Raw genomic sequence first — 24,902 nt, 5'->3', positions numbered from 1 at the left:
TGAAGGGGACTAGACGGACATGACCGACATTTGGGGCCATATCGTCACGGATTTTGCCGGGCTATTTTCTGGCAGTGGATCGGCCTGGCTGGCTTTTGGTCAGGTGATCCTGATCGACATCGTGCTGGCGGGCGATAACGCGATCGTCATCGGCGCGCTGGCCGCCGGCCTGCCCGCTGATCAGCGCAAGAAGGTGATCCTGATCGGGATCATCGCCGCGCTGGTGCTGCGCATCGGCTTTGCGCTGGTGGTGACGCAGTTGCTGCAGCTGATCGGCCTGGTGTTCGCGGGCGGCGTCCTGCTGTTCTGGGTCGCCTGGAAAATGTATCGCGAAATCGGCCATGGCGGCGAAAGCGCCGGGTCGCCGGAAATTGAAGGCGACGAACATTCTGGCATGAAGCCCGCCAAGAGCTTCGCCGCCGCCGCTTGGGCGGTCGCCGTGGCTGACGTGTCGATGAGCCTCGACAATGTGCTGGCCGTCGCTGGTGCGGCACGCGATCATCCGGGCATCCTGATGGTCGGGCTGGTGATTGCCGTCGGCCTGATGGGTATCGCTGCCAACATCATCGCCAAATATATCGAGCGCTATCGCTGGATCGCCTGGGTTGGCCTGCTGGTCATCCTCTATGTTGCCAGCACGATGATCTATACCGGGATCACCGATCAGGAAGTCGGGTTGCTGCAGCTGTTCCGATAAGTTGCTGATCTGACCTAAAAAGGGGGGCGAAACCATCATGGTTTCGCCCCCCTTTTTTGTGTCTGCTGGCCACCCCGATCAGGGTAGCAGGATCGTCGCGCCGGTCGTCTGCCGTGCCTCCAGTGCCCGGTGCGCCTCGGCTGCATCGGCAAGCGCGAAGCGCTGACCGATCACCGCCCGCACCACGCCGCGCTGCATCCGGTCGAACAAACGGTCGGCCGTATGCGCCAGCGCCTCCGCCGTTGCGACATAGTCGAACAGCGTCGGCCGCGTGACATAGAGCGATCCGCCCTTGCTCAAGTTCAGCAGACTGATCGGCGGCACCGCGCCCGACGCATTGCCATAGCTCACCATCAGCCCACGGCGCTTAAGGCTGGCAAGCGAAGCCGCCCAACTATCCTTGCCGACGCCGTCATAGACGACATCGACGCCCTGACCACCGGTCAGGTCGCGAACGGCCGCGGCCAGATCGGCGAACGGACCATGGAGGCTATGGTCGGCATCGACCAGCGCGGCCTTCTCCGCCGACCCGCAATGGGCGATGACCACCACGCCCTTGTCGCGCAGCCACGGCACGAGAACCGATCCGACTCCGCCCGCCGCTGCGTGGACGAGAGCAACCTGACCTGCCGCCAGATTGATCGTGTCTTCGGCGAGGTAACAGGCGGTCATGCCCTTGAGCATCATCGCGGCGGCATCCTCGCTCGACACGCCATCGGGGATCTTCACTGCGCGCTCGGCCGCGACGATGCGGTGGCTGGCATAGGCACCCAGTCCATGCGCGCAGCCGACCTTGTCGCCGACGGCAAAACCCGACACGCCCGGCCCGACCGCAACGACATGGCCTGCCCCCTCCGACCCCAAGGGGGTGGGGAGGGGGGCAGGGTAGAGGCCGGTGCGATAATAGGTGTCGATGAAATTCAGCCCGATCGCCTCCTGCGCGATCAGCAGCTCGCCGTCATCCGGCACGCCCGGATCGAAATCCTCGCGCGCGATCACCTCCGGCCCGCCATGGCTGCGGGCCACCATCCGCCAGGCATCGACCATCAGGCGAGATGCTCGGCGAAGAAATCGGCGGTGCGCTGGTCGGCCAGCTCAGCCGCTTCCTCGTCGCGTCGGCTGCCCATCTCGGCGGCGAACCCGTGGTCCAGTCCGTCATAGTCATGCAGGACAATATGGCGGTTCGACTCCAGCCCGTCATGCATCGCCTTCTGCGCGTCCGGCAGGACGAAATGATCGGCGGTCGGAATGTGGAGCATGACGGGCTTCCCGATCGCCTTCGCTTCGCCCAGCAAGCCGTCGATCCCGACGCCATAATAGGACACGAACGCATCGCCATCGGTACGGCACGCCGCCATGAACGCCAGCCGCCCGCCCAGGCAATAGCCGACCAGCCCGACCTTGCCGCCATCCACCGCCGCACGCGCCGCCTTAACCGTCGCTTCGATGTCGCGGATCGCCTGATCCTGATTGAGCTTCTGCATATGGCCGAGCGCAGCCTGGAATTCCTCCGGCACATCGGCGTCCAGTTCGACATGCGGCGTCTCGCGCCAGAACAGGTCGGGGGCATAAGCGACATAGCCTGCCTTCGCCCAATTATCGCATTTGCGGCGGATGCCTTCGTTCACGCCGAAAATTTCCTGGATGACGATGATCGCCGCCTTGGCCTCATCGCCTTCCGGTCGTGCCACATAGGCGTCGAACCGGGCACCGCCCTCCAGCGTCTCGATCGGGGTAAAGCCTGTCATGTCGCATTCCTTTTCGCGGTTGGCCATTAGGCGGCTGGCCCGCATATTGGCGCATCGCGGTAGGCGCGCAACCATCGACCGACGCAAAAAATTTGCCACCATGTGCCTGTTTGCGGCATGACGGGAAACAGACGATAGAAGAACCAGAAGGGCCAGGATTATGAAGGTAACGGTCGATGTGGATTGCAGCCCAGCCGAGGCGCGCGCCTTTCTCGGCCTGCCCGACGTGACGCCCATCCACGACAAATATATCCGCACCGTCCTCGACAGTTTCGAAGGGGTCGGCAATGTCGAGCAGATGGAAACCCTGTTCAAGAGCTTCTCGCCGATGGGCGATGCGGGCGTGCGCCTGTTCCAGCAGATGATGAATATCGGCCTGTCCGGCATGGGCGGGACGGGCGACAAGAAATAGGATCGTCGCCACGCCGATGACCGACACGATTTTCGCCCTGTCCAGCGGCGCGCCGCCCGCCGGGATTGCGGTGGTGCGAGTCAGCGGGCCGCACGCCCGCGCGGCGCTGGAAAGTCTTGCCCAGCGCGTCCCGCCGCCGCGTCAGGCCAGCCTCGCCTTACTTACCGACCCGCAGGATGGCGCGCCCCTAGATCGCACGCTCATCCTCTGGTTCCCTGGCCCCGGCACGGTGACCGGCGAGGATCTGGTCGAACTTCATTGCCATGGCGGCCGCGCTGTCGTTGCGGCGGTGGAGGCGGTGCTGGCCGCGATGCCAGGGCTGCGCATGGCCGAAGCGGGCGAGTTCACCCGCCGCGCCTTTCTCAATGGTCGGATGGATCTCAATGCGGTCGAGGGCCTGTCGGACTTGCTCGCCGCCGAGACCCAGCAGCAACGCCGTGCTGCGTTGATGATGGCCGAGGGACATTTTTCCCGCCGGGTCGAAGGCTGGCGGCGCGATCTGCTCGACCTGTCGGCCATGGCCGAGGCCGCGCTCGATTTCTCCGACGAGGATGATGTGCCCGATGCTGCGATCGAGCAGCGGATCGGTGTGGGCATCGCGGCGCTTGCGGAAGACATTGGCACCGCATTGGCCGCGCCGTCGGCTGAGCGGTTGCGCGACGGCATCCGCGTCGTACTGGCGGGGCCACCCAATGCAGGCAAGTCGACCCTGCTCAATGCGCTGGTCGGGCGCGACGCCGCAATCGTGTCCGACATTGCCGGAACGACGCGCGACCGCATCGAAGTGCCTGCGGCAATCGGCGGCACCGCCTTCCTCTTCACCGACACCGCCGGTCTGCACGAGGGGACTGGGGACGCGATCGAGGCGATCGGCATGGATCGCGCGCGTGCGGCGCTCGACGCAGCGGACATCATCCTATGGCTGGGCGATGCGGCTGACCTGCCGCGCGCTGATGCGCTGTTGATCGCCGCCCAATGCGATCGCGATCCGACCCGACCCGGCCTGCAATTGTCCGCGCGAACAGGGGAGGGGATGGACAGCCTCGTCACCACCCTGCTGGATCGCGCCGCGCAACTCTTGCCGGGCGAGGGCGATTATGCCCTCCACGCCCGCCAGCGTGCGCGGGTCGGCGAATTGCTCGCCCATGTCGACGCCGCACGGCGCAGCGATGACCTGCTCGTCATCGCCGAAGAGCTGCGGCAGGTCCGCCGCGCGATCGATGCGCTCACCGGACAGGCGGGGACCGAGGACATGCTCGACCGTCTCTTTTCGGGCTTCTGCATCGGCAAATAGCGCGATGTTCCACGTGGAACGCTTTTGACCGCGATGGCCTGCATCTGCTACAGGCCACCCATGCAAACTCGCTATGATGTGATTGTGGTCGGCGGCGGCCATGCCGGGTGCGAAGCGGCGGCGGCCGCTGCGCGCAAAGGCGCGCGCGTCGCGCTGCTGACGTTCGACCGTACTACCGTGGGCGCCATGTCCTGCAACCCGGCGATCGGCGGGTTGGGCAAGGGCCATCTCGTGCGCGAAGTCGATGCGCTGGATGGCCTGATCGGCCGCGCCGCAGACCAGGCCGCGATCCACTATCGGATGCTCAACAGCAGCAAGGGCGCCGCGGTCCAGGGGCCGCGCATCCAGGCCGACCGCAAACGCTATCGCGCCGCTATCCATCAGATGCTTGATGCGCAAGAATGTCTGACAATCGTAGAGGGCGAGGCGGCAGGGCTGCTTCTGCAAGATGGTCTGATCGCTGGTCTGTCCCTTGCCGATGGGCGCGTGCTGGAGGCCGCGTCAGTCGTACTGGCGACCGGCACCTTCCTCGGCGGCAAGCTGTTCCGCGGCGATGAACGCGAAACGGGTGGTCGCGTCGGCGAACGAGCCGCGACCAGCCTGGGCATCCAACTGCGCGATCTCGCTCTCCCCATCGGTCGCCTCAAGACCGGCACGCCACCCCGCATCGACGGCCGCACGATCGATTGGGCGCGGCTGGAAGCGCAGCCTTCGGACAGTGACGGCTGGACCATGTCGCCTTTGTCCAACGGTCGCCCACTGCCCCAACTCGCCTGCGCCATCACCCGCACCAATGCGCGCACCCATCAGATCATCCGCGATGGCCTCGGCCGGTCGCCTTTGTTCAGCGGCGCGATCGAAGGACGTGGACCGCGCTATTGCCCGTCGATCGAAGACAAGATCCAGCGCTTCGGCGACCGCGATGGGCATCAGATTTTTCTGGAACCCGAAGGGCTGGACGACCCACTCGTCTATCCCAATGGCATCAGCACCTCGCTCCCGACCGATGTTCAGGTCGCTATGATCCGGTCAATGGCCGGCTTGGAACGCGCCGACATCGTCGTGCCCGGCTATGCCGTCGAATATGACCATATCGATCCGCGCGCGCTCGACGCCACATTGGAGGTCCGCGCCATCCCCGGCCTCTTTTGCGCCGGGCAAATAAACGGCACGACCGGCTATGAGGAGGCAGCCGCTCAGGGTTTGATCGCGGGCGTCAACGCCGCCGCCCGCGCACGCGGCGAAGCGGCCATGATCCTCGACCGCGCCAGCAGCTATATCGGCGTGATGATCGATGACCTCACATTGCAGGGTGTAACCGAACCCTATCGCATGTTGACCGCGCGCGCCGAATATCGCCTGCGCCTGCGCGCCGACAATGCGGAAACGCGCCTTGGCGCGATCGGCATCGCGCATGGCATCATCGGCCCCGTCCGCTATGCGCGTTTGGCCGAGCGCGATGCCCTGCGCGCCGAGATAGAGACTGAACTCGCGCAGCCCATCGGTGCCACGACCATGGCCCGCGCGGGCGCGTCGGTGCGGCAGGATGGCATACGCCGCAGCCTGTTCGAATGGGCGCGCTTCCCCGAAGTCGATCGGGCCTTGATCCTGTCGCTCGCCCCCCGCCTCGCCGCAGCGCCCGCTAACCTGCGCGCAGAGATATTGGAGGACGCCCATTACGCCCCCTATCTCCACCGCCAGGATGCGGAGATCGCCGACCTGCGCCGCAACGAGCGCGTCTTCATCCCCGCCGATTTCGACTTCGCCAGTATCGGCGGCCTGTCCACCGAGATGATCGAACGCCTGGACGCCGCGCGTCCCGATACGCTCGCCGCAGCAGGCCGCATCCGGGGCGTTACCCCTGCGGCCCTCGCCGCCATTCTCGTGCATGTCCGCAAGGTTGCAGCATGACGGAGGATGAAGCCCGCGCCTGGCTGACGGGCCAATTCGATGTTTCACGTGAAACAATGGCGCGTCTGGAACGCTTCGTTGCGATCCTGCTGGATGCGATGGGCGAACAGAATCTCATCGCCGAATCGACCCGCCCCCATGTCTGGGCGCGGCATATCGTGGACTCTGCGCAGCTCCTCACCCGCGCCCAATCGGCGGGGGAGGGCGCATGGATCGACCTCGGATCGGGAGCCGGGTTGCCCGGTATCGTCGTTGCCTGCCTGTCCGACCGACCCATGTTGATGGTCGAATCCCGGCGCAAACGCATCGATTTTCTGAACGAAGCCATCGCCGCATTGGACCTGCCCAACGCCACGGTCTTCGGCGGCCGGGTCGAGATGGTGCCGCCTTGCGCCGCCGCCGTCATCAGCGCGCGCGCTTATGCACCACTCCCGCGCCTGCTCGAATCCGCCGCGCATCTTTCCGACAAAAATACGCTATGGGTGCTGCCTAAGGGACGAAATGCGCAGAATGAACTGGAGGCGACGCGCCCATCATGGCAGGGTGTGTTTCACGTGGAACCGAGCGTGACGGACGCCGATAGCGCCATCATCGTCGCGCACGCCGTCAAACCCGTCGCCAGAAGGAAAGGTCGCGCATGATCTGTATCGCTATCGCCAATCAGAAGGGCGGCGTGGGCAAGACCACGACGGCGATCAACCTCGCCACCGGTCTCGCCGCCACCGGCCTGCGCGTGCTGCTGCTTGATCTCGATCCGCAGGGCAATGCCTCCACCGGCTTGGGCGTCGGCCAGTCCGAACGGGCGCGGTCGAGCTATGATCTGCTTGTCGGCAATTGCGCGCTGGAGGACACGATCGTCACGACCCGCGTGCCCAAGCTCGACCTCGTCCCCGCGACCCAGGATCTGTCGGGCTGCGAGATCGAACTGATCGAATATGAACAGCGTACCCACCGGCTCGAACGGGTGCTGGCCGAAGCCCCTCCGGGCCGTTGGGACATTTGCCTGATCGATTGCCCACCGTCGCTTGGCCTGCTGACGATCAACGCGATGGTCGCGGCGCAATCCTTGCTCGTCCCGTTGCAATGCGAATTTTTCGCGCTCGAAGGGCTGTCGCAATTGCTCCAGACGGTCGAGCGCATTCGCGGACGCTTCAATCCCGGCCTGTCGATCATGGGGGTTGCGCTGACCATGTATGACCGGCGCAACCGGCTGACCGATCAGGTCGCCGACGATGTCCGCGCCTGCCTTGGTGATCTGGTGTTCACCACCGTCATCCCGCGCAATGTGCGCCTGTCCGAAGCGCCCAGCCATGGCGTTCCGGCCTTGATTTACGACTTCCGCTGCTCAGGATCGGAAGCCTATATGCGGCTCGCGCGCGAATTGATCGCGCGCCTGCCCCGACAGGAGGTTGCCGCTTGAGCGACGAAACGACCGACAAGCCCAAAACTGTGAAGCGGCCGCACGGCCTGGGGCGCGGCTTGTCCGCGCTGCTCGGCGACGTTGCGCGCGAAGAGCCGGTTGCGCCCGCCGCTTCGCCGTCCAGCAAGGCGGTGCAGAACATTGAAGTGTCGCTCATTCAGCCGCATCCTGAACAGCCGCGTCGCCATTTCGACGAAGGCGCGTTGCAGGAGCTGGCCGACAGCATCGCCAAGCGCGGCGTGATCCAGCCGATCATTGTCCGCCCGCATGGCGGCGGCTTTCAGATCGTCGCGGGCGAACGTCGCTGGCGCGCGGCGCAAAGGGCGCAGCTCCACCGCATCCCCGCCATCGTCCGCGATTTTGACGAGCAGGAAACGCTCGAAATCGCGCTGATCGAAAATATCCAGCGCGAGGATCTCAACCCGATCGAAGAGGCCGAAGCCTATCGCAAACTGATCGGCGACTTCCAGCACACGCAGGACGCCCTAGGTCGCATCGTCGGCAAATCGCGCAGCCACATCGCCAATCTCATGCGCCTGCTCGACCTGCCCGCTTCGGTGCAGCAGCAGGTGATGGAGCAGAAGATCAGCATGGGCCATGCCCGCGCGCTGATCGGCGTGCCCGATTGTGAGACGCTGGCGCGGCAGGTCGAAGACAAGGGTTTGTCGGTCCGCGATACCGAACAATTGGTCCGCCGCATGAAGACCGGCGACGACACGCCTGCCGCGCGTCGCACCGGTGCCGCCGCCGAACCGGACGCGGACATTGCCTCGCTGGAACAGCATCTGGCCGACATATTGGGGCTGAAAGTCGACATCCGACATGAAGGCAATGGCGGCGGCACGCTGACCCTGCGCTATTCGACCCTCGATCAGTTGGACATGCTCTGCCAACGCCTGTCGGGCGAACGGATTTAAGCGGGCAGGACGCGAAAAACCGGGCCACGCCGCTGGCCTTTTCCCGGCCGTCTCCCTAGCTTGGGGGGATGGCCGACATGCACGCTTCCCCCGCTTCTCCTTCCGTCATTCGTCGTTCGGATTATCGCCCGCCCGACTGGCTGGTGCCCGATATCGAGCTGGATTTCGACCTCGATCCCGCATGCACCCGCGTCCGCGCGACGCTCATGGTCACGCGCAATGGCGGTCATGACCGGCCCTTGCGGCTCGACGGCGATGGCCTCATTCCGTTGGAGGTGCGCATCGATGGCGAACTCGCCACGTCCGACCTATGGCATATGGAAGCCGGCTCCTTGTCCGTGTCGCTGTCCGGTTCGGCGCACAGTGTCGAAACGCTGGTCGAGATGGCCCCGGAATCGAACAGCAAATTAATGGGCCTCTATGCCAGCGGCGGGTTGCTTTGCACCCAATGCGAGGCGGAGGGCTTTCGCCGCATCACCTTCTTCCCCGATCGCCCGGACATATTGTCGCGCTATGATGTGACACTGCGCGCCGACAAGGCGCGCTTTCCCATATTGCTCTCCAACGGCGATCCGGTGGAGCAGGGCGAGGGTGACGCTGGACAGCATTGGGCACGCTGGGTCGATCCCTTCCCCAAGCCCTGTTACCTGTTCGCGCTGGTCGCTGCCGACCTGGCCTGCAATGCCGACAGCTTCGTGACGATGAGCGGCCGGGAAGTGCAATTGGGCATCTGGGTGCGTGAGGCGGACCTGCCACGCACCGGCCATGCCATGCAGGCGCTCAAAAACTCCATGGCATGGGACGAGCGCGTCTACGGCCGCGAATATGATCTCGATGTGTTCAACATCGTCGCCGTGGCCGATTTCAACTTCGGCGCAATGGAGAATAAAGGCCTCAACATCTTTAATTCACGCTATATTTTGGCCGATCCCGAAACCGCGACGGATATCGATTATGATGGCGTGGAAGGCGTTGTGGCGCATGAATATTTCCACAACTGGTCGGGCAATCGCGTCACCTGCCGCGACTGGTTCCAGCTCAGTCTCAAGGAAGGCTTCACCGTCTTTCGCGACCAGAATTTCTCGGCCGACATGGGCAGCCATGCGGTCAAGCGGATCGAAGATGTGCGCATCTTGCGCGCCGCCCAATTTCAGGAGGACTCTGGCCCGCTCGCGCATCCCGTGCGGCCCGAATCCTATATGGAAATCAGTAACTTCTACACCGCGACCATTTATAATAAGGGCGCGGAGCTGATCCGCATGATTGCCCTGATGCTGGGGCCGGAACGCTTCCGCGCGGGCGCTGATCTTTATTTCGATCGCCATGACGGCCAAGCCGCCACCTGCGAGGATTTCGTCCTGGCGATGGAAGAGGGCGGGGAGATCGACCTCAGCCAATTCCGTCGCTGGTATGAGCAGGCCGGAACCCCGCACGTCCGCGCCACGCTCGACCATGATCCGGTGACCCGGATGGTGAACCTGCATCTGCACCAGTCGCTCGCCCCCACGCCCGACCAGCCGGACAAGGCCCCAATGGCGATCCCACTGCGCGTCGCCCTGTTCGATCCCGCCACCAGCACCCATCATGGCGATGAACTGCTGCTACTCACCGAGCCGCAGCAAAGCTTCACCTTCCCCGACTTCACGACCGCGCCGATCCTGTCGATCAATCGCGGCTTCTCCGCTCCCGTGATCGTCGACACCAACCGCAGCCAAGACGATCTCGCCTTCCTGTCCGCCCATGATGATGATCCATTCGCCCGCTATGAGGCGATGCAACAGTTGATGGTCAACATATTGGTCGGCCGCATCACCGGTCAGCCCATGGACGACGGCCCTGTGATCGCCGCGTTCCGTCAGGTCATCACCGACCCCATGCTTGATCCCGCCTTCGTCGCCGAAGCCATCCGCCTGCCCAGCGAAGCCTATCTCGGCGATCAGATGGCGCAGGTCGATCCCGACGCGATCCACGCCGCGCGCGAAGCCTTGCAACAGCGGATCGGCGCAGAATTGGAGCCGGACTGGCGCGCGATCCATGCCCGCACCAAAGCCACCGAATTTTCCATGTCCGCCGCCGCCAAGGGTGCGCGCAAGCTACGCAACAGCGCGCTTGGCTATCTCGTTGCCTCAGGTGCGATGGACGGCCCCGCAACCGCCTTCGTCCAGTTTGACCACGCCCATAATATGACCGAGCGGCAAGCGGCCCTCGCCGTCCTCGCCAATGGCGACAGCGCCGAGCGCGTGGCGGCGCTCGACATCTTCTACAACCGTTATGGCGCCGACGCGCTGACGCTCGACAAATGGTTCCAGACCCAGGCCTTCGCCGTCCATCCCGACACGGTCGATCTGGTCGAGGAACTGGGGCGGCACAAGGACTTCACCCTCACCAATCCCAACCGCGTCCGCGCGCTCTATGGCGCCTTCACCGGCAATCAGTGGGCGTTCCACCACATATCCGGCAAGGGCTATAGGTTGGTGGCGGACTGCATCATTGCGCTGGACCGATTGAATCCGCAAACGGCGGCACGCCTCGTGCCGCCACTCGGCCGCTGGAAGCGCTTCGACGCAACCCGCGGCGCGCTGATGCGAGGCGAACTGGAGCGCATATTGGCGCAGCCCGGCCTGTCCAAGGACGTGACCGAGCAGGCCGGTAAAATTCTGGATTAGAGTAGATTACTCCGTTCGCGCGACGCAAACGGAGCAGCAATCAGTCCTTCATCGCCGCGACCCAGGCGGCCACGTCGCTCGCGACCTTGTTGGCGGCACTGTTGAGCGGCGTACCAACAGTCGCAGCTTCAATCTTCCCACCCACCGGCTGGCTGGCGGTGAAACGCTGCCGCGCCAGCGCGACCCCATTGGGCGTCGTCAGCACGGCGTCATAGGTCACCACCGCATTATTCCCCGGCGCATCAAGCCCAAAGGCAATCAACTCGCCCGACAGCCGCTGCCCGCCATCACCCGAAAACTGCCCCGAATCGAGCACAACCCGGTCCGTCGTCGCCGAAATCGTCTCGGCCAACAAGCGCCGGAACAGATGGCGCGGTGTATCGGCCCATTGCACGTCAGTCACATAGGCGACCGACGTCGGACTGGTCTGCACCGGGATACGTATCGTATCCAGCATCTTGGGTGCGTCGGGATCGGACACGATCAATGTGCGCCCAGCGCCAGCACGCTGCGCCGTGCCCGTCGGCACCTTCTGCACCGCATCCAACGTCAACAGCCGTTCGGGCACCTTCCCGCCGATCGAGACGCAGCCCGACAGCAGGACGGCGGCGGTCAGCGCCGCAAGGGCGCCCGTGGGTTTGGCATGGAACATGGTCCGCATCTCTCTCATCATGGCTTATAGTCCGGCAGCTTGGGCGATCCGACCAGCGAACCAGCGCCCTGCTGGTCCAGTTTCTCGGCAACGCCGCGGAAGGCGCGCGACATTTCGCGCAGGTCGCGCACCAGCTGGTTCACTTCCGGCATGGTCTGGGTGCTGAACGCCTCCACGCCCGGCCGCGCCGCGCCGATGGTCTTGTCCAGCGTATCGATGCTGCGCGTCGCCGACTGCACGCTCTTGCGCAGATCGGCCATCAATGGCTTGCCTTCTTCGTTCAGCATCGCGTCGGTCGTCGCGGCCAGCTTGCCGATCTGCTCGACGGCAACGCCGGTGCGCTGCACTGCGATACGCGCTTCGGCCAGGGTTGCGGCGATCTCCGGGCTACGGTCGGCCAAAGCCCCCGACACCCGCTCGACATTGGCCAATATGCCCGCGATCGACTGCTGATTCTTGTCGCTCAGCACTTCGGTCAGCCGCTCCGTCAGCGTGGACAAGCGCTCCAGCAATTGCGGCGCGCTATTGAGCAATTCGCCCAGTGCCCCCGGCTTGGTCGGGATCACGGGCACGCCATCGGGGCATACCGCCTGGGGATTTTCCGCCGGACAAATGATCGGCGGCGCGCCCTTGACCGCGCCGTCCAGCACCACTTCGCTCACCCCGGTAAAGCCGACGCCCGCAATGCTCGCGGTCGTGCCCTGCAGCACCGGCGTCCCGTCCTTCACCGTAATGCGCACCCGCACGAAGCTTGGATCGCGCTTCCACAGGTCGATCGATTCCACCTGACCGGAGGGGACGCCCGCATAGTTGACGCTCGAACCCTTGGCCAAGCCGCTGACCGACTGTTTGAAGAAAATATCATATTGCTTGTTCTGCCCGTCGGATATGCGGGAGAACCAGAAGGCCGCGATGATGATCGCCGCCAGCAGCAGCAGCGTGACCGTGCCCACCAGCACATGGTTGGAGCGGGTTTCCATATCCTATTGCCTTCCGTCCGGCGGGGTCTGAGCCGCCTTGTTCTTTTCCCGCGATACTGCCGCCGTCGCCGCACGGCCACGCGGCCCATTGAAATATTCCTGGATCCACGGATGGTCGAGCGCCAGCAGCTCATCGATCGTGCCGACCGCGATCACCTTCTTATCCGCCAGCACCGCCACCCGATCACAAATCGAATAGAGCGTATCGAGATCATGGGTGATGAGGAAGACGGTAAGACCCAAAGTCTCCTGCAATTTGCGGGTCTGCTCGTCGAACGCCGCCGCGCCGATCGGATCAAGGCCAGCGGTCGGCTCATCGAGGAACAGCAGGTCCGGGTCCAGCGCCAGCGCGCGGGCCAGGCCAGCGCGCTTCTTCATGCCGCCCGACAATTCCGACGGATATTTCGGCCCCGCCTCGGCGGGCAGGCCGGTCATGCGGATCTTGTAGGCCGCAATCTCGTCACGCAATTGCGCCCCGATATTGGGATAATATTCGCGGATCGGCACTTCGATATTTTCCGCCACGGTCAGCGTCGAAAACAGCGCACCGCCCTGGAACAACACGCCCCACCGCTTGCGGATCGCCAGCGCATCATCGTCCAGCCGCCCGACCATCGATTCGCCAAAGACATGGATTTCGCCCTCGTTCGGCGTCTGAAGGCCGATGATCGCGCGCATCAGCACCGACTTGCCGGTGCCCGATCCGCCGACCACGCCCAATATCTCGCCCTTGCGCACATCAAGGTCGAGGCCATCATGGATGACCTGGTCGCCAAAGGCATTACGAATGCCGCGCACCGAAATGGCGATGTCGGACTCTTCGACCGCTTGGGCGAGCCGCTGCTCTTCGGCCTGGCGCTGTTCGTCTTCGGTCATCAGTTCCACCCTACCCAGGTGAAGAACACCGCGAAGAAAGCATCGATGACGATGACGAGGAAGATCGCCTGCACGACGGCGGCGGTGGTGCGCAGCCCCACTTCCTCCGCATTGCCCTTGACCTGCATCCCCTGAAAACAGCCGGAAATGGCGATGATGAGGCCAAACACAGGTGCCTTGATCAGCCCGACCCACAGGTCGGTGATCGGCACGACTTCGCGCAACCGCTGGAAAAAGGTGATAGGCGGAATATCGAGCGCGATCGCGCACAGGAAAGCGCCGCCCAGCACTGACAGAATCGACGCATAAAAGCCAAGCAGCGGCATCATGATGATGACGGCCAGCGTGCGCGGCAGGACGAGCGCTTCCATCGGCGACACGCCGATGGTCCGCATCGCGTCGATTTCCTCGGTCAACTTCATCGTGCCCAATTGCGCGGCAAAGGCTGAGCCGGAGCGGCCAGCGACCATGATCGCGGTCATCAATACGCCCAACTCACGGAAGGTCAGGCGACCGACCAGGTTGATCGTCAGCATCTCCATGCCGAACTGACGCAACTGCACCGATCCCTGCTGGGCGATGACGATGCCGATCAGGAAGCTCATCAGGCCGATGATGCCCAGCGCGGACACGCCCACGACCTCGAAACGCTGCACCACTGCATTGACGCGGAAGCGGCTGGGATGGCGGATCAGGCTCCAGGCCGCGACCAGTGTCGCGCCGAAAAAGCCCAGCAGTCCCAACATGGTCGACCCGGCGGTGCTGACCGCCTCGCCGATCTGGCCGACGACGCGGCGCAGGGCCGGAACGCTGTCTGGGTGGATCGAAACCGGATCGTCCAGCGCGCCGACCGTATCGATCAGCCGCTGCGCATCCGGGTGCGCGCCGCTGATCTGACTGCCCAGCCGCTTGGCGGTGCGATGCACCGTCCACGCGCCGATCGTGTCCATATGATCGACGTCGGACAGGTCGATCGTCCCGACCGGACCCTGCACGGCATCCAGCCGGTCGGGCAGGTCATGCAGCGATGCGATCGCCAGCGAACCGGACAGCCGCAGCACGCTGCCGCCGTCGCTTTGTTCTTCGGCCAGTGAAGCGGCTTTATTCATGCGATGGGATTAGTGGTCCAATATCGGTTGCACGGCAAGCCGAAACGGCCCATCCGCAAGTCCGAACGAAGGGCAGCGGCAAAAGTTTCGGATACGGCATGACGCATCGGTTGGCGATTTACGACATGGACCGCACGGTGACGTTCAGCGGCACCTATACCGGCTTCCTCATCCATGTGGCGCGGGCGATGGCCCCGTGGCGGCTGATCCTGCTGCCCTGCGTCGTGCTGCTGATGCTGGCCTATGTGCTCAAACTGCTGTCGCGCCAGCGGCTCAAGGAACTCAATCAGGCGCTGATGATCGGGGTCCATGTGGAACGCGCCCGGTTGATGCCCCATGTCGAAAGCTATGCCGACAAGGTGCTGGCGACCAATCTGCGCGCCGATGCCGTGGCGCAGATCGCGCGCGACCGCGCCGATGGCTATCGCCTCGTTCTCGCTACGGCCTCCTACCGCCTCTATGTCGAACCGATCGCCCGGCGGCTGGGTTTCGACGCGGTGATCGCGACCGACCATCTCTCGCAGGATCTGCGCTATGTCCGCGCCAAGATTGCCGGCGAAAATTGCTACGACACCGGCAAGCTGCGAATGATCAAGGCCTGGATGGCGGCGCAGGCGATCGACCGGACCCAGACCCATATCCGCGCCTATTCCGACCATGTGTCGGACGCGCCGATGCTGGAATTCGCCGATGTCCCCATCGCCTCCAACCCGCACAAGCCGCTGGCCAAACTGGCGGCGGTGCGCGGCTGGACGCGGGTCGACTGGAATTAGACATAGACATGCGTTCGTTGCGAGCGAAGTCGAGAAACGCGCGAACCGCACCGATATGTCGGTCTAACGCATCGCCGATCGTGCCAGCGCGTCGCAATCCGCATCGCTGGCGCGTGGCACCTTGTCGCCGCCGATGGCATCGCCGATCATCTTGAGGATGCCCTTGGCCGATCGCGCTTCCTTGGGCACCTGAATATCGGGCGCCTTGATCGTGCCGCGGATCGGCACCGTGCCTTTCAGCCGCAACAGGCTCCCCTGTTTGGGCTGCCCGCTCAGCGTTAGCGTCAGCGTCTCGTCCGACAGGCGGATCGTGCCGGTGGCGCGCGTCTGTGCGCGGGATGTGTCGATCAGCACCGGGTTGGTCCGCGCGACCCCGCCCTTGACGTCGAACCGCGCGACCATGCAGCGCAGGACCGCCATCTTGTCTTTGTCGAGCGTCAGCCCCTTGCCGACATCCTGCCCCATCAACGCCGCCGTGCGCGCGGGGATCGATCCGTCGCGTGCGACCAGCGCGATCGTGCCCGATGATTGCCCCACCGCCTGGCGGATGGTGCGCCCCGGCCCATTGAGCGCGATCCGCCCTACCAGCCCGCCGTCGATCCGCGTTTCGGGAAAGAAATCGAGCAATCGCGCCGATCGCAGATCAAGCGCCAGATCGAGTCGCGGCCCGCCGTCACGCTGATCCACCGTCAACCGCCCGCCCAGCACGCCGCGCATCAGGTCCATCCGCAACGGCTCGACCACCAGCCGACTGCGCTCCAGCGTCAACACGCCCTTGAGCGACCGGAACGGGCTGGACCCAGGCCATAACAGCCGGTCGGCCTGTATCTCCAGCCGCCCATCGGTGCGCGCCATCTTGCGCAGGTCGATCGCGGTGTCGGGGATCAGCCGGTCGCCCAGCCGCGCACGCTTGGCCAATGCCTTGCGTCGGCCTTCATCCGACGACAGATCGTTGAAATCCAGCTGCGCCGCGCGGATAGCGCCATCGATCCGGGTACGGCCTTCGCGCTTGCGCACGGTGGCATGGCCCGCAATCTCGGACCGCCCGATCGTGCCTTTGAGCGATTCGATGATCCAGTCGGGCCGCTCGCGCACAACCTGCGCCGTCAGTAGCACGGGCTGGGTGCCGGGCAGGCCCGCCTCGATGATCGCGTCCAGCACCCGCAGGTCGATCGCATGGCCCGTCACCTTGCCGCGCAAATGGCCGATGTCGAGCGGGCCATCCATGGTGCCATCGAACGTCATGCCCACGGCATCGCCCGCAATCTGTGCGCGGAATGGCCAGCGAGTCCTTGGTTTATGACCCAGTATCGGCGCGCCGCTGGCGGTGACCGTGACGGGATAGCCGCGCACATCGCCTTTGCCGGACAGGCGCAGCCCCTTGCCATCCACGGCCAGCGCCGCGTCCACCGACCGGCCGCGCTTGTCGTCGCGATAGGCGATGCGGCTGTCGCTGACGGTCAGGCTGCGCAACGCCGGACGTCGGCCCTTGCGCTCATCGCCACCGCTCCGCTCCCCGCTCCAGCTTTCCCGTCCATCGGCCGCGCGATAGAAGTTCAAGCGCGCGCGGCGCAGGTCCAGCGTCTCGACCACCGGCCCGCCGGTCAGCAGCGCCAGCGCCGAAAAGCCGACCCGCGCCTCGCCGATCCGGGCAAGATCGCCATCGCCCTTCGCCCAATCGGGTTGCGGCACGCGCATATCGGTCAGGCGGACGACGGGATGGAAGGACAGGCTATCCTCGCGCGTCATGGTCCCGATCGTGACGGGCTTGCCGATCCGCGCCGACAATCGTGCCTCGATCCGATCCTTGAACATCCCCCAGGGGAAGGCCGCCAGCAGCAGTGTCGCAACGACCAGCAATGCCACCAGCCCGGCCCCAATGCCTATGGCCCATCGCGCTCCCCGCTTTGCGTTCACCGACACCCCCCAAGTCCCCCATCATTGTGTCGCGCTCAACGCACAACTCGTCTTAGGGTTCAGCCGCGCACCGGCGAGATCAGCGGCCTGCCTGCGAAATGCGCCGTCAGATTGGCGAGCAGCATCTGCGCCATATGCGCCACCGCCTCATGCGTGGCCCCGCCGGTATGCGGGGTCAGCACGACATTGGGCACATCGACCCAGCGCTTGGGGTCGGTCGGTTCGGGATCATAGACGTCGATCGCCGCACCGCCCAGCCGCCCGGATATGAGCGCCGCGATCAGCGCCGCCTCATCCACCAACTGCCCCCGCGCGACATTGACCAGCAATCCCTCCGGCCCCAGCGCATCCAGGATATCGGCCGAAATCATGCCGCGATTGCTCTCATCCGCCCGCGCCGCGACCAACAATATGTCGCTCTCCCGCGCCAGCGCGTCCAGACTGGCGGCGCACGGCCAGGGGAGGGCAGGCTTCTCGCGCGGTCCCCACCAACGGACCTGCATCCGCATCGCCTGCGCCCGTTCCGCCACCGCAACGCCGATCGAGCCCATGCCGATGATACCGAGCTTCGCCCCGCCCATCGACCGGGTCCGCGTCTTGGCCTCCATCGTCCATTTGCCTGCCCGCAAATGCCGGTCGCCGCCCACGATCCAGCGCCGATGTGCGATCATCAGGCCGATCGCATGGTCGGCGACATCCTGCGCATTGGCGTCACCCGCATGAGTCACCGCAATGCCGCGCTCCCGCGCTAGCGCCAGGTCCACTCCGTCATAGCCGACAGTGAAGCAGGCGATCAGCGACAGGCGCGGCATCGCGTCGACCAGCGCCCGCTCCAGCACGAACTCACCCGCCCAGATCACCGCATCCACCCGCGCCAACGCCGCCGCGTCGGGTTCTTCCCACAGCGCCATGACGTCATAATCCTGCGCCAGCAGCGGCACGACCGGGGCCAGCAAAGGCTGCCCCACCAAGAGAACCGGTCGCGTCATGGCTTACCCGATCGCCCGCAGCGCTTGCGCAAAGTCGGCGATCAGGTCGTCGGCATCCTCGCAGCCGATCGAGATGCGCACCATATTGTCGCCAATCCCCAACGCCGCCTTGCGCGCGGTCGGCACCGACAAATGGGTCATCGCGGCGGGATGGCTCGCCAGCGTCTCGGTCCCGCCCAGGCTAACCGCCAGCTTGGCGATCTTGAGCGCATCGAGAAAAGCGAACGCCTCCGCCTCGCCGCCCTTCAGATAGAGCGAGAAGGTCGATCCTGCCCCGGTGCAATGCCGCTCGTAAATGTCGCGCTGCCGCTCGGTTTCGGGAAAGCCCAGATAGACGATCTTCTCCACCTGCGGCTGGTCGCGCAGCCAGGCGCACACCTTGGCCGCATTCTCGCCCGCCCGGCTCATCCGCAATTCCAGCGTCTCCAGACTGCGCATCAGCATCCACGCCGAATGCGGGTCCAAAATCGTGCCGATCGTATTGCGCATCAACCTTATGGTCGTGATCAGCGCCGTGGACCCCAGCACCCCGCCCGCGACCAGATCGCTATGCCCGCCAGCATATTTGGTCAGGCTGTAGATCACCAGATCCGCGCCATGGGCCAACGGCTTCAACCATAACGGCCCCAAAAATGTATTGTCGATTGCGATCGGCGGCACATGGTCTTCGCCCGCAAAGGCCAAGTCGCGCCGCGCAACCACCGCTTCGATATCAACCAGCACATTGGTCGGATTGGCCGGGCTTTCGAGATAGATCATCGCCACGCGACCCAGCCCCTTGGCCTTCTCGATCACCGCGCCAATCTCGTCGGCGCTCGCGCCAGCGGGAAAATCGAGCCACTGCACCCCGAACTTGCCCAATATCCGCCCGATCAACGATTCGGTCGCGGCATAGAGCGGCGCGCTATGAACGATCACGTCGCCCGGCTGCACCATCGCCAGCAGGGTGGTGGCGATCGCCGACATGCCGCTGGAAAAGAGCAGCGCATCCTCGGCCTCTTCCCACACCGACAACCGATCCTCGGCAATTTCCTGATTGGGACCATTGAAGCGCGAATAGACGAGGCCTTCCGATCCGCCCGGCCTGATGCCCGTCACCCCCTCGAAATGCCGCTTGCCCGCCGCCGCGCTCTCGAACGCAAATGTGGAGGTCAGGAAGATCGGCGGCTTCAACGATCCTTCGGACAGGGTGGGGTCATAGCCATGCCCCATCATCAGCGTCGCGGGCTTCAACTTGCGCCCGTCAATCTCCATGATCGGCGGCTTGGGACGGCGGCGGTTGGACTCGACACCCGTCAGATCGGCTTCGGTTTCGCCAGACATATCATATCTCCTGCATGATGCGGCATCTGCTGCGCCGCTCTTGATGGCGCGATGGTAACGCAGGGACAGGTCGGACGGCCAGAGGGCAGCGACATAAAATTTTACCGACGTGGACTTAAATTACGCGATCGCGCCGTGCAGATCATCGGCGAATATCCATGCGGGGAGCCGCGGAGCGCGCGCACGGTCGGCTATGCCCTCCGCGTCTCTGCGTCTCCGCGCGAACCCTTCTTCCCGCCCATGTCGTGACAGGCTGGGGCCGACTCCCTACATCCACCCCATGGATGCCCTCCCCCCCGTGCTGGAAGACTGGTTCGCCGCCCGCAGCTGGGCGCCACGTTCGCACCAGCGCGCCATGCTCGCCGCCGCGCGCCGGGGCGATCATGCGCTGCTCGTCGCCCCGACCGGGGCGGGCAAGACGCTGGCGGGTTTCCTGCCGACCCTGGCCGACCTGATCGACCGCCCGACCGACCGGCTCCACACCCTCTATGTCTCGCCGCTCAAAGCGCTGGCGGTAGACGTCCGCCGCAATCTCCTGACCCCGATTGAGGAGATGGCGCTCCCCATCCGCGTCGAAACCCGCACTGGCGACACGCCCTCGGACCGCAAGGCGCGCCAGCGCGTCAAGCCGCCCCACATCCTCCTCACGACCCCCGAATCGCTCTCGCTGCTGCTCAGCTATCCCGATGCCGCGCTGATGTTCGCCGACCTGCAAACCGTCATCGTCGATGAAGTCCACGCCTTCGCCACGCAGAAACGCGGTGATCTGCTCAGCCTGTCGATGGCGAGGCTGCAGACGATCAACCCCGCCCTGCGCCGCGTCGCTTTGTCCGCCACCGTGGCGGACGTAGACGCCTATCGCGCCTGGCTCGCGCCCGATGGCGATATCGACACGGTCGCCGCCGTGTTGGGGGAGGCGGGCGCGGAGCCGAACGTCACCATCCTCATCCCCGAAGGCCGCGTTCCCTGGTCGGGCCATTCGGGCAAATATGCCGCCAATCAGGTGATGGCCGAAATCGCCGCGCATCAAACCACGCTCGTCTTCTGCAACACGCGCGGCCTCGCCGAACTCATCTTTCAGGAACTCTGGTCAGCGAACGACGCCAACCTGCCGATCGCCATCCACCATGGTAGCTTGTCAATCGAAGCCCGGCGCAAGGTCGAAAGCGCGATGGCCGATGGCAAACTCCGCGCGTTGGTCGCCACCGCTTCGCTCGACCTCGGCGTCGATTGGGGCAATGTCGATTGCGTCATCCAGATGGGCGCACCCAAGGGCTCCTCGCGCCTGCTCCAGCGGATCGGCCGCGCCAACCATCGGCTCGATCAGGCCAGCGAGGCGATCCTCATCCCCGGCAACCGCTTCGAATATCTCGAAGCCCGCGCCGCGCTGGATGCGGTGGAGGCGGGCGAACGCGATGCCGATGATTTCCGCGTCGGCAGCCTCGATGTGCTGGCACAACATATCATGGGCCTCGCCTGCGCCGGTCCCTTCCACGAAGCCGCGATGCTCGCCGAAATCCAGTCCGCCACCCCCTATAGCGCGCTGACACCCGACGCTTTCGCCTCCGTCCTGCATTTCATCGAAGGCGGCGGCTACGCCCTGCGCGCCTATGACCGGTTCAAGCGGTTGGCGCAGGATGCGGACGGCACCTGGCGCGTCGCCCATCCCCGCTTCATCCAGCAGCATCGCCTCAACGCCGGGATCATTGTCGATCAACCCGCGCTTGCCGTTCGCTTCGCCAATGGTCGCAAACTCGGCACGGTGGAGGAGGGCTTCGCCGCCCAGCTTACGCCCGGCGACAGTTTCTTCTTCTCCGGCATGGCGCTGGAAGTGGTCAAGATGGACACCACCGACTTGGTCGTCCGCGCCACCTCCAAACAAGCGCGCATCCCCAGTTGGGGCGGCAGCCGCATGGCCATGTCCACGCGCCTCGCCGACCGGGTGCGTGCCTTCCTCGCCAGCCCTGATCAGTGGCATCGCTTCCCGTCCGACGTGCGCGAATGGCTGGACATGCAGAAACTCCGCTCCGTCCTGCCGCAACCGGGCCAACTGCTGATCGAAACCTTCCCGCACGAAGGCCGCCACTATCTTATCTGCTACAGTTTCGAAGGCTGGAACGCGCATCAGTCGCTTGGCATGTTGCTCACCCGCCGGATGGAGAGCCAGGGCCTCATGCCCTTGGGCTTCGTCGCCAATGATTATGCGCTGGCAGTCTATGGCCTCAAGCCCGTCACCGACCCGCAAAGCCTCTTTTCCGCCGACATACTCGACCATGAATTTGTCGATTGGGTCGAACAGTCGAGCCTGCTCAAGCGCGCCTTTCGCGACGTCGCGGTCATCTCCGGCCTGATCGAGCGTCAGCATCCCGGCAAGCGCAAGACCGGACGGCAGGTGACTTTCTCCACCGACCTCATCTACGACGTGCTGCGCAAATATCAGCCCGACCATCTGTTGATCAAGGCGGCCTGGGCCGACGCCCGCGCGCGTATGACCGATGTCGGGCGGCTGGGCGACCTGATCGACCGGGCGGCGACCACGATGCTGCATGTCACGCTCGACCGGGTCAGCCCGCTCGCGGTGCCGGTCCTCATCCTCATCGGCCGCGAGCAGGTCGCGCAAAGCGCTGCCGAGGATGCGTTGCTGATCGAAGCCGAAGCACTGGTGACGTTGGCGATGCGCGCCGATTGAGCATTGCTGCGGCAATGATCGAAAATCCCACTATCTGAAAGCTAGATAAGCCGTTTCTCTTGCGGACCTTACGGGTCCATCCATCGTTTCCCAGTCCGAGGGGTGTCGATCGTCACGATCGACAAAACAACAGAGGAACCTGATTATGTCGAATTCACCGATTTCGGCCGCGCCCTTGCGCGGCTTGACCCTGGCTGCCGTCAGCCTGTCCGCGCTTGTCGGCGCACAGGCCCTGGCCCAGACCAGCACGCAGGTCGCTCCGCGCATGGCCACCGTCACCTTGCCCGCCGATGCCGGGCAGACCATGACCGTCCCGGCCGAAGCCGCGCCCGCGACCGTCCCCAACCTGACGCGCGACAATGGCGCGCCGATCGGTGCCAACCGCAACAGCAAGACCGCAGGCGACCTTGGCCCGGTATTGCTCGAAGACACCACGCTGATTGAAAAGCTCGCCCGCTTCGATCGCGAACGCATCCCAGAGCGCGTCGTCCACGCCCGCGGCACCGGCGCCCACGGCGTATTCCGCGCCACCGCCGACATGAGCGACCTGACCCGCGCCTCGCTTTTCACATCGGGCAAGGAAACCCCGGTCTTCGTGCGCTTCTCCTCCGTCATCCACCCGTCGGGCAGCCCCGAAGGCCTGCGCGACCCACGCGGCTTCGCCACCAAATTCTACACCGATCAGGGCAATTGGGATCTGGTCGGCAACAACCTGCCGATCTTCTTCATCCGCGACGCCATGCAGTTCCCGGACATGGTCCACAGCCTCAAGCCTTCGCCGGTCACCAACAAGCAAGACCCGAACCGCTATTTTGACTTCTTCTCGAACACGCCTGAATCCACCAATATGCTGACCCAGCTTTATTCGAACCTGGGCACGCCATCTTCCTACCGCACCATGGACGGCAATGGCGTCCACGCCTTCAAGCTGGTGAACGCGCAGGGCAAGGTGACCTTCGCCAAGTTCCGCTGGATCAGCCGCCAGGGCGTCAAGAATCTGACCGGGAAGGATGCGGGCGCGGCCCAGTTCAACTTCCTGACTGACGATCTCTATCGTGAAGTCGGTAAGGGCAATTTCCCGACCTGGGATCTGCTGGTGCAGACCATGACCCCCGAACAATTTGCAGGCCTCGACTATAATCCGTTCGACGATACCAAGGAATGGCTCGACGTGCCCTTCCGCAAGATCGGCGAGATGACGCTCAACAAGATGCCGGCCAATTATTTCGAATTCACCGAACAGTCGGCCTTTGCGCCGTCCAACATGGTGCCCGGTATCGAAGCCTCGCCCGACCGTATGCTCCAGGGCCGCCTGTTCAGCTATGCCGACACGCAGCGCTATCGCGTCGGCGCGAACGTCCTGCAACTGCCGGTCAACAAGCCGCTGGCGCCGGTGGTCAATAATTCGCAGGACGGCGTGATGGACGCGACCGGCTCGACCTCGAACGTCAATTATTTCCCGGCGATGGTGCAGAAGCAGGCAGCGGCCGAATTTGGCCAGTCGACCTACGAAATCAACGCGACGGTCGATACCAAGCCGATCGAAAAGACCAATAATTTCGCGCAGGCTGGCATTTTCTATCGCGCACTGTCGGCCAAGGACAAGGCCGACCTGATCGCCAACCTCGCGGGCGATTTGGGCCAGGTCACCTCCGACCGCACTCGCACGATGATGGTCAGCTATTTCTACCAGGCCGACAAGGATTACGGCACCCGCATCGCCAAGGCGGTCAACGTGCCCATGGCGGAAGTGACCAAGGCGGTCTCCGAATATGAAGCCGCCTACCCGCAACAACGCCTGACCGTGCGTTAAAACACCGTTCGCCCTGAGCCTGTCGAAGGGCCCTTCCTTCTTTCCCTATGTAAAGAAGGGAGGGGCTTCGACAGGCTCAGCCCGAACGGATATCTTCTACAATAAGGCTGACTAGCGATGCTCTCCCTCCTCCTGGCCACAGCGCTGGCCGCCGCAACGCCCGCGCCCGACGCACTCCCCCCCCCCGAACGCCGCCAGCAACTCTTGTTCGACGCCGCCCGACTCGGCCGTACCGACATGATCGAACCCCTCGTGAAGGCAGGCGTCGATCTCAACGCCACCGACGCCCGCGGATTCACCCCGCTCATCCTCGCGGCCTATAATGGTCAGGCGGACACGCTCGACGCGCTGATCGCCGTTGGTGCGGACCCCTGCAAGCCCGACGAATCGCAGGGCAACACCGCGCAAATGGGCGTCGCCTTCAAGGGCAATGACGCGATCGCCGCGCGGCTGCTGACCGCAGGCTGCGACGTCAACGCCCGCAACAAGGCGGGGCAAACCGCGCTGATGATGGCCGCGCTCTTCGGCCGCAGCGCTCAGGTCGCGATGCTGGTGAAAGCCGGGGCTGATCCCGCGCTGGCTGACGCCTCCGGCCGCACCGCCAAGGCCGTCGCACAGGGCCAGGGCAATGACGCGATGGTCAAACAGCTCGACGCCAGGCCATAACCCCCATTTGGCGGGAATAGCGTACAAAGCCTGTTCCACGTGAAACAGAA

Annotated in this window: 21 protein-coding genes; 12 read left to right on the top strand and 9 right to left on the bottom strand. The window is 64.6% G+C overall.

Features of this window, described 5'->3' with window-relative positions; genetic code table 11:
- Positions 1 to 19: 19 nt before the first annotated feature.
- The gene (locus tag SxD43FB_RS17680; protein WP_043151875.1) at positions 20 to 697 is read left to right on the top strand and encodes a TerC family protein; all 678 of its coding nucleotides are present in this window, start codon (positions 20 to 22) and stop codon (positions 695 to 697) included.
- Between the two features lie 78 nt (positions 698 to 775).
- Here the strand turns inward: SxD43FB_RS17680 and SxD43FB_RS17675 are convergent, their stop codons facing one another.
- Together SxD43FB_RS17675 and SxD43FB_RS17670 are read right to left on the bottom strand one after the other, a co-directional pair.
- A complete protein-coding gene (locus SxD43FB_RS17675) occupies positions 776 to 1,744 on the bottom strand; it encodes a quinone oxidoreductase (RefSeq protein ID WP_255245790.1) in 969 nt (322 codons plus the stop codon).
- Positions 1,744 to 2,445 carry a dienelactone hydrolase family protein gene (locus tag SxD43FB_RS17670; protein ID WP_096063337.1) on the bottom strand — a complete coding sequence of 234 codons (702 nt, stop codon included), beginning with the start codon at positions 2,443 to 2,445 and terminating at the stop codon, positions 1,744 to 1,746. Before SxD43FB_RS17670 ends, SxD43FB_RS17675 begins: the two co-directional genes overlap by 1 nt.
- A gap of 160 nt (positions 2,446 to 2,605) precedes the next feature.
- Here SxD43FB_RS17670 and SxD43FB_RS17665 point away from each other — a divergent pair, with 160 nt between their 5' ends.
- The 7 genes from SxD43FB_RS17665 (at position 2,606) to pepN (ending at position 11,065) form a co-directional block, all read left to right on the top strand.
- Positions 2,606 to 2,857: a DUF6489 family protein gene (locus SxD43FB_RS17665; RefSeq protein ID WP_096063315.1), complete on the top strand. Its 252-nt coding sequence runs from the start codon at positions 2,606 to 2,608 to the stop codon at positions 2,855 to 2,857.
- Positions 2,858 to 2,873: 16 nt separating this feature from the next.
- Positions 2,874 to 4,151, top strand: a complete 1,278-nt coding sequence (mnmE, locus tag SxD43FB_RS17660) for a tRNA uridine-5-carboxymethylaminomethyl(34) synthesis GTPase MnmE (protein ID WP_096063314.1) — start codon at positions 2,874 to 2,876, stop codon at positions 4,149 to 4,151.
- Between the two features lie 60 nt (positions 4,152 to 4,211).
- Positions 4,212 to 6,062: a tRNA uridine-5-carboxymethylaminomethyl(34) synthesis enzyme MnmG gene (gene mnmG / locus SxD43FB_RS17655; RefSeq protein WP_096063313.1), complete on the top strand. Its 1,851-nt coding sequence runs from the start codon at positions 4,212 to 4,214 to the stop codon at positions 6,060 to 6,062.
- Positions 6,059 to 6,703, top strand: a complete 645-nt coding sequence (gene rsmG / locus SxD43FB_RS17650; protein WP_096063312.1) for a 16S rRNA (guanine(527)-N(7))-methyltransferase RsmG — start codon at positions 6,059 to 6,061, stop codon at positions 6,701 to 6,703. Before mnmG ends, rsmG begins: the two co-directional genes overlap by 4 nt.
- The gene (locus tag SxD43FB_RS17645; protein ID WP_069065606.1) at positions 6,700 to 7,482 is read left to right on the top strand and encodes a ParA family protein; all 783 of its coding nucleotides are present in this window, start codon (positions 6,700 to 6,702) and stop codon (positions 7,480 to 7,482) included. The genes rsmG and SxD43FB_RS17645 overlap by 4 nt, the downstream gene beginning before the upstream one ends.
- Entirely contained in the window at positions 7,479 to 8,399 is a 921-nt protein-coding gene (locus SxD43FB_RS17640) for a ParB/RepB/Spo0J family partition protein (protein WP_096063311.1), read from the top strand. The genes SxD43FB_RS17645 and SxD43FB_RS17640 overlap by 4 nt, the downstream gene beginning before the upstream one ends.
- Positions 8,400 to 8,467: 68 nt before the next feature.
- Positions 8,468 to 11,065 (top strand): aminopeptidase N, encoded by a 2,598-nt coding sequence (gene pepN / locus SxD43FB_RS17635; RefSeq protein WP_096063310.1) that lies wholly within the window; start codon positions 8,468 to 8,470, stop codon positions 11,063 to 11,065.
- Between the two features lie 40 nt (positions 11,066 to 11,105).
- Here pepN and SxD43FB_RS17630 read toward each other — a convergent pair whose 3' ends face one another.
- Genes SxD43FB_RS17630 through SxD43FB_RS17615 form a run of 4 tightly spaced genes read right to left on the bottom strand, consistent with a single transcriptional unit; the run spans position 11,106 to position 14,682 of the window.
- The gene (locus tag SxD43FB_RS17630) at positions 11,106 to 11,717 is read right to left on the bottom strand and encodes an ABC-type transport auxiliary lipoprotein family protein (RefSeq protein ID WP_096063336.1); all 612 of its coding nucleotides are present in this window, start codon (positions 11,715 to 11,717) and stop codon (positions 11,106 to 11,108) included.
- A gap of 17 nt (positions 11,718 to 11,734) precedes the next feature.
- A complete protein-coding gene (locus SxD43FB_RS17625; RefSeq protein WP_037473348.1) occupies positions 11,735 to 12,697 on the bottom strand; it encodes an MlaD family protein in 963 nt (320 codons plus the stop codon).
- 3 nt (positions 12,698 to 12,700) lie between these two features.
- A complete protein-coding gene (locus SxD43FB_RS17620) occupies positions 12,701 to 13,573 on the bottom strand; it encodes an ABC transporter ATP-binding protein (protein ID WP_096063309.1) in 873 nt (290 codons plus the stop codon).
- The gene (locus tag SxD43FB_RS17615) at positions 13,573 to 14,682 is read right to left on the bottom strand and encodes an MlaE family lipid ABC transporter permease subunit (RefSeq protein ID WP_037473350.1); all 1,110 of its coding nucleotides are present in this window, start codon (positions 14,680 to 14,682) and stop codon (positions 13,573 to 13,575) included. Before SxD43FB_RS17615 ends, SxD43FB_RS17620 begins: the two co-directional genes overlap by 1 nt.
- 98 nt (positions 14,683 to 14,780) lie before the next feature.
- On the opposite strand from SxD43FB_RS17615, the gene SxD43FB_RS17610 reads away from it, so the two are divergent.
- Positions 14,781 to 15,455, top strand: a complete 675-nt coding sequence (locus SxD43FB_RS17610) for an HAD-IB family hydrolase (protein ID WP_096063308.1) — start codon at positions 14,781 to 14,783, stop codon at positions 15,453 to 15,455.
- Positions 15,456 to 15,518: 63 nt separating this feature from the next.
- Here SxD43FB_RS17610 and SxD43FB_RS17605 read toward each other — a convergent pair whose 3' ends face one another.
- From SxD43FB_RS17605 to SxD43FB_RS17595, 3 genes are all read right to left on the bottom strand, one after another.
- Positions 15,519 to 17,321: an AsmA-like C-terminal region-containing protein gene (locus SxD43FB_RS17605; RefSeq protein WP_255245789.1), complete on the bottom strand. Its 1,803-nt coding sequence runs from the start codon at positions 17,319 to 17,321 to the stop codon at positions 15,519 to 15,521.
- A 110-nt stretch (positions 17,322 to 17,431) separates the two neighbouring features.
- Positions 17,432 to 18,361 carry a 2-hydroxyacid dehydrogenase gene (locus tag SxD43FB_RS17600; protein ID WP_096063307.1) on the bottom strand — a complete coding sequence of 310 codons (930 nt, stop codon included), beginning with the start codon at positions 18,359 to 18,361 and terminating at the stop codon, positions 17,432 to 17,434.
- Positions 18,362 to 18,364: 3 nt separating this feature from the next.
- The gene (locus tag SxD43FB_RS17595) at positions 18,365 to 19,684 is read right to left on the bottom strand and encodes a cystathionine gamma-synthase family protein (RefSeq protein ID WP_096063306.1); all 1,320 of its coding nucleotides are present in this window, start codon (positions 19,682 to 19,684) and stop codon (positions 18,365 to 18,367) included.
- Positions 19,685 to 19,964: 280 nt separating this feature from the next.
- Between SxD43FB_RS17595 and SxD43FB_RS17590 the strand changes: the two genes are divergently transcribed.
- The 3 genes from SxD43FB_RS17590 (at position 19,965) to SxD43FB_RS17580 (ending at position 24,852) form a co-directional block, all read left to right on the top strand.
- Positions 19,965 to 22,373 (top strand): ligase-associated DNA damage response DEXH box helicase, encoded by a 2,409-nt coding sequence (locus SxD43FB_RS17590; protein WP_096063305.1) that lies wholly within the window; start codon positions 19,965 to 19,967, stop codon positions 22,371 to 22,373.
- Positions 22,374 to 22,518: 145 nt separating this feature from the next.
- The gene (locus SxD43FB_RS17585) at positions 22,519 to 24,186 is read left to right on the top strand and encodes a catalase (protein ID WP_096063304.1); all 1,668 of its coding nucleotides are present in this window, start codon (positions 22,519 to 22,521) and stop codon (positions 24,184 to 24,186) included.
- A 117-nt stretch (positions 24,187 to 24,303) separates the two neighbouring features.
- Positions 24,304 to 24,852 carry an ankyrin repeat domain-containing protein gene (locus tag SxD43FB_RS17580; protein ID WP_096063303.1) on the top strand — a complete coding sequence of 183 codons (549 nt, stop codon included), beginning with the start codon at positions 24,304 to 24,306 and terminating at the stop codon, positions 24,850 to 24,852.
- The last annotated feature ends 50 nt before the right edge of the window (positions 24,853 to 24,902 follow it).

Origin of the sequence: Sphingobium sp. D43FB, from assembly GCF_002312805.1 — a bacterium.
Lineage (GTDB): Bacteria > Pseudomonadota > Alphaproteobacteria > Sphingomonadales > Sphingomonadaceae > Sphingobium.
Note: the sequence above shows the minus strand (reverse complement) of the source record. Positions and strands in the feature narration are given on the sequence as shown.